Origin of the sequence: Legionella jamestowniensis, assembly GCF_001467745.1 — a bacterium.
Taxonomy (GTDB): Bacteria; Pseudomonadota; Gammaproteobacteria; order Legionellales; family Legionellaceae; genus Tatlockia; species Tatlockia jamestowniensis.
The window spans coordinates 448,166-448,628 of sequence record NZ_LNYG01000013.1 but is presented as its reverse complement, the minus strand read 5'-3'; positions in this window follow the sequence as shown (position 1 = coordinate 448,628).

The following is a 463-nucleotide window of genomic DNA, read 5'->3' as shown; positions in this document are numbered from 1 at the left end:
AAGCCCTCGCGGACTTTGGTCTTCATTGTATAGATGCAGCAAGAGTAAGTCCCAATCTAGGGAGGTTTGGTTTGCTCAAAAGAACCAGGAGTTTAGAGCATCTTGCCGATATTGAGAGCAACAAGTCAGTCAAGTTTTCGGATCCAGGAACACCCTAATCTGAGAGGAGATTTCTTCTAAAGTAAGAAGGGAAAGGCTATCATTATCCTACGTTGATGATTTTCCCTTCTTAAAAATGGTCCAACCTGGCAGCTTTTTAGTACACTCGCCAGTAGGGTGAAGCTATTTAATTGATGCGGAAAGACTATTAACCATCAGCTTTAATCATGCTATTTCTAAGCCAAGGATTTGAATTTTCAAAAACTCTACCGATTATGGTTAACTATGGGGCATTCTAATGCGTCAGAAAGTGGAGTTATGATCATGTTTCACTGGCTAAAAGAATGGTGGTACGAACGTATTG